This window comes from Thermoleptolyngbya sp. M55_K2018_002 (genome assembly GCF_015295965.1).
Taxonomy (GTDB): domain Bacteria; phylum Cyanobacteriota; class Cyanobacteriia; order Elainellales; family Elainellaceae; genus Thermoleptolyngbya; species Thermoleptolyngbya sichuanensis.
This window is the reverse complement of sequence record NZ_DVEA01000341.1, coordinates 1-4,448: the sequence shown is the minus strand read 5'-3', so window position 1 is coordinate 4,448 and position 4,448 is coordinate 1. Positions and strand designations below refer to the sequence as shown.

5 protein-coding genes are annotated in these 4,448 nt (G+C 57.5%); 2 read left to right on the top strand and 3 right to left on the bottom strand.

Annotation, left to right across the window (positions count from 1 at the left end):
• Positions 1–374: NAD(P)/FAD-dependent oxidoreductase (locus IGS51_RS17330; RefSeq protein WP_297080068.1), on the bottom strand; the 374-nt coding region annotated here is incomplete at its 3' end.
• A gap of 65 nt (positions 375–439) precedes the next feature.
• Positions 440–1,120: a Uma2 family endonuclease gene (locus IGS51_RS17325; RefSeq protein ID WP_297080067.1), complete on the bottom strand. Its 681-nt coding sequence runs from the start codon at positions 1,118–1,120 to the stop codon at positions 440–442.
• Between the two features lie 83 nt (positions 1,121–1,203).
• Between IGS51_RS17325 and IGS51_RS17320 the strand changes: the two genes are divergently transcribed.
• A complete protein-coding gene (locus IGS51_RS17320; protein ID WP_297080066.1) occupies positions 1,204–1,863 on the top strand; it encodes a Uma2 family endonuclease in 660 nt (219 codons plus the stop codon).
• Between the two features lie 33 nt (positions 1,864–1,896).
• Here the strand turns inward: IGS51_RS17320 and IGS51_RS17315 are convergent, their stop codons facing one another.
• Positions 1,897–2,640 (bottom strand): sucrose-phosphate phosphatase, encoded by a 744-nt coding sequence (locus IGS51_RS17315; protein WP_297080065.1) that lies wholly within the window; start codon positions 2,638–2,640, stop codon positions 1,897–1,899.
• 227 nt (positions 2,641–2,867) lie between these two features.
• Between IGS51_RS17315 and IGS51_RS17310 the strand changes: the two genes are divergently transcribed.
• Entirely contained in the window at positions 2,868–4,277 is a 1,410-nt protein-coding gene (locus IGS51_RS17310) for a polysaccharide pyruvyl transferase family protein (protein ID WP_297080064.1), read from the top strand.
• The last annotated feature ends 171 nt before the right edge of the window (positions 4,278–4,448 follow it).

The window sequence follows — 4,448 nt, the reverse complement described above, 5'->3', positions numbered from 1 at the left end:
GCCCGCACCAGGCAGTTCACAATCGTCGCCGAGTCGTCGGTAGTGGGAAACATGCGCCCGTCGGCTTCCGTTTTCAGCATCACGCCGCGCCGCTGAAACCAAGCCACCGTGTCTCGCGGTTGAAACCGGGTAAAGGCTCCCCGCAGCGCCTTGCCCCCTCGCGGATAGTGCTGCACCAGCGCCGCCGGGTCAAAGCAGGCGTGGGTGACGTTGCATCGCCCGCCGCCAGAAATGCGGACTTTGCCCAGGGGTTCCCGCGCTGCCTCCAGCAGCATCACGCGGGCCGACGGACAGGCTTCCGCAGCGGCGATCGCCCCAAAGAAGCCCGCAGCGCCGCCGCCAATGACCAGAATCGTAGGAGATGTAGAAGAAATAACCGAGCCAGCCCAGAGAGGACGAAAATTAGTGTATCGCTAGGCGCTAAAGATGGGGTATGGACTTAGCCGCCTGGCTCAGAACTGGGGTCTGCTGGACGCGAGGTACGGAGCCAGTCGCGGAGTTCCTGGATTAGCTGATTTTTGGACTGTTTGCCGCGTTCTACCCAGCCGTTGATCTGTTCGACCGAGAGCATCGGAAACGTGAAGCTGCGATCGCCCGCTACATACGCTCCATCCTGCAATTTCAGCAGCGTTAAACCGTTGCGGTCGTAGCGCCAGATTTCAGGCACGCCCATTGCTTGGTAAATGATCAGGCGCGACTGCGACGAACGGGTGATATCGACCTCGACCACCAAATCGGGTGGAAACCCAGGCGGCGCATCGTCTTCTGGATTTACCCGGTGCGCGTTTTGAATATAAAAACATGAGTCTGGCTCGACCCCCTGCTGGGTTGCTTCTAAGTCAAACGGGGTCGAGCCAAACGACAAGATACTTAGCCCCAGTTCCTCCGTCAGCGCCGTAATGATTCGCTCTAGCAGTCGGTTCACTAGCTCATGCAGCTTAGAAGGCATCTTGATTTCGAGCGTGCCGTGATGGTAAGCAAGACGGACGGCGCAATGATCCCCCAGATCGGCGAGCAACGCCTGATAGGTCTGCCAAGTAATCGGGCGCAACGACACAAACGGCGATGCTGAGCCGTCCTGCGGCGATGGAATGTTGCTGGGTGAAGTGATTGCAACCATTGGGGAAGCGTTTGCCAATCGAGAAGGGCGGTTTCTGGAGATAGACCCTGGCTCTATCTTAAGTGACTTATGATCGAAGACACTTGGAAGACACTTTGATCGAAGACATTTGGGCACTGCGACCCGTGGAGGCGATCGCCATGACGTTTACCCAAAAGCTAACCTTTGCCGACTATCTGGCGCTGGAGGACTCTGGGCGCGAAGAAAAGCTAGAACTGATTAACGGAGAACTCATCGCCTTGCCACCAGAAGCCTGGTCGAACAACGACATTGCCATGTTTATGTTTTTGCAACTGGTGGCGATTGGGGTTCCGTTTCAGCGCGTAAAGGTGCATAGCTGCGAACTGCAAACGCCTGTTTTAGAGGCGGGCGATGCGGCGAATCGCTATCCTGACCTAGTTGTAGTGGAGCCAGTGCATCGCGCTCATCCTGACCAGCGCATGACGATTACGCTGGAGATGCCGCCGCCGCTGTGGGTGATGGAGGTGGTCAGGCCAGGCAAAACGAACCGCGATCGCGATTACATTCGCAAGCGGGCACAATACGCAGCGGTGGGCATTCCCGAATACGTGATTGTTGACCCAGAGGAACAGGCGGTGCTGGTGCTGCGGCTAGAGTATGGGGAACAAGAGCAGGGGGAATATATCGAAGCGGGACGCTACACGGGCGATCGCCCCCTCCAGTCGCCTACGTTCCCAGCACTGAACCTGACCGCAGCCCAGATCCTCAGCGCGGGACAGTAGCTCTGCCGCTCCTTATTTGCCTTTAGCCCAGCGTTACAAAAAGTCGAAGTAATCCAGTCCTTCCAGAATACCCGCAGCGCAGTGACCATCTGCCAGATAGCGGTGCGGCGCGAGGTTTTCCTGATGCCACTGGCGCAATTCGGGCATGGCATTGCCGACAATAATGCCGCGCTCTTCGCCCATCATGAACATTGACAGGTCGTTGCCCGAATCGCCACAGGCCACAGTGCGCTCTGGCTCAAAGCCCCACTGCTGCCGCAAAAACACCATCGCTAGCCCTTTGTTGGCGCTTTGGGGCAAGATATCGAGGTGGCGGCCGCCGCTGTAGACCAGGTTGATCTGCAAGCCCTGGGACTGGAGGGCGGCTTCTAGCTCAGGCAGCAAATCAGGGGCGATCGCCGCATCCAGAAAATAGCTCGCCTTAAACTCGTTTTGCTCCTCTGCGGGCTGAAGCTCTAAATCTGCAAAATGGGCAATGGTGGACAGAACGCGATCGCGCGACCAGCCATCGCTCAGCTTTTCCCACCAGAGGGAATCGGGGCTGCCGTCGGGATAGGTTATAGCCGTGCCGACACCTGTGACCACGGCATCAGGGGGCAGCAGGGGCTTTTCCGACAGGAGTTGCTGATATAGCGAGGGCGATCGCCCCGTCGAGTAGACAATCTTGGTGTCGTGGGTGCGGCGATGCCAATCGAGCGCCTCGTTGAGCTGCGCCATTGCTTCATCATCGCCTACCAGCGTATGATCCAGGTCGGTAATGAATAAAAACTGCGTCACGGCTCCTCTATCCCCCGGGATTGACCGCTCCTACCATAGCTCGAAGCGGGAATACTATTAAGATAAGCGGCGCACATCGCTCTCCTCCTCATCCTTTTAGCAGAAAAAACCGTGTAAAAGCCAAGTCAAACCCCAGAAGCCCTGCCCTAGCCACTCCTAGATGCTGGGCTAGTAAATGCTGGGCTAGCAAAAACCAGTTTGCTCGATCAGTCCGCAGCGAGACCCTAATGCAGCAAAGAGACGTTTCTCACGAGTCCAATCGGGCCCCCTCTGTTTCAGAATTTACGTTCGCCAAGCCAGAGCTAATCCCAGAACAGTCTGCTGACGGGTTGGATCAAGCACCACAGGTGATTGGGCAGGGTTCGGAGATTAGGCACGGATTGCAGCCTATTCAGGATTTTTGGCGATCGCTCCAGACGGGTAGCTTGGTAAACGCCGTACTGCGCTATTTCGATCGCCATTGGTATCCCCAGCTTTCGATTGCCGACCGGGTTGACAAGTTAGACACAGCATCTTCGCCTGCCCCTGCTGATTTGCAAGCGGATTTGCCAACGGAGGCTGATCCGGTATCCCACCAGATGGCCCAGGCGGCCGATTCGAGTCCGCCCAAAGCCTCCAACGGGTTCCGCGCTAAAGTGGTGCAGACCTTTGGGCGGTCGCCCCGCTTGCAGACCAATGCTCCTGTGCCCCTGTGCTGGGCCGCGACGACGCTGCGGCAGCCCTACGCGAATCTAGGCGATGCGCTCAGCCCTGTGATCGTCAGTGCGCTATCGGGTTTGCCGATTGTGCATCAGCGGTTCGACTCGGCTTCCGAGCGCCTGGCCAGCGTGGGCACGATTGGGCACGGGCTAAAGAACGGCTCTGTTCACCTCTGGGGCACAGGCATCGACGGCAAGCGGCATCCCTACCACCGCCACCTGACGTATTATGAGCGGCCGGAGAATACAGAATTCACGATTCACGCGCTGCGCGGCCCCTTTAGCGCCAGAGTGTTTGAAAAGCAGGGCATTCCTGTGACCGATGCCTATGGCGACCCGGTGATGCTGCTGCCCAAGATCATGTCTCCTGCCACGGAAAAGACCCACGAACTGGGCATCGTGGTGCATATTTCCGAACTGAGCGAGCTGAAAGATGGGGCCGCCGTGCGAAACGAACTGGGGCGCTACTACATCCCCGAAGATCTGCGCGATTCGGTGAAAATCATCACCACGCTCACCGATGCCAACCTGACTGCGCTGGAAGACCGAGTGCGCGAGATGACCGCCTGCAAGCGAATCCTCAGCACCAGCCTGCATGGATTGGTGATTGCTGAAACCTACGGCATCCCCTGCGCCTACTTTCGCCCGTTTGGGCGGGGCCCGCTCCAGGTGGATTTGATGGACGAGCAGGTGTTTCTCGACCATCGCGTGCGCGACTATTACGCAGGCATGGGGCTAAAGACGCTGCACATCTTTTGTCGCGAGCGGAAGCGCCCAACCAACTGGGAGCGGGCGATCGCCGCTATTGACCGCATCTGGCAGCCCGTCGAGTGGTCGCCCCAGCGCTTGCTGGAGGCCTTTCCCCTGCCGCTGGCGGTGAATCCAATGGAGGTCGAAACGTTTGGCGATCGCGCTTTGCTAGAGCGCATCCGATTGTAAAAACGCGAATAAAAAAACGCGAATTAAAAACACTATAAAAATGCGAAGAAAGCGGGCACTGCCCGCCTTATTGTTTTCTTAGAGATGCTCTCTTAGAGCTGCTTTCTTAGAGGGTGTTTGAAAAGGTATTGCCTGTAATGTTAAGCACTCAGAGATCCCCCCTAGCCCCCC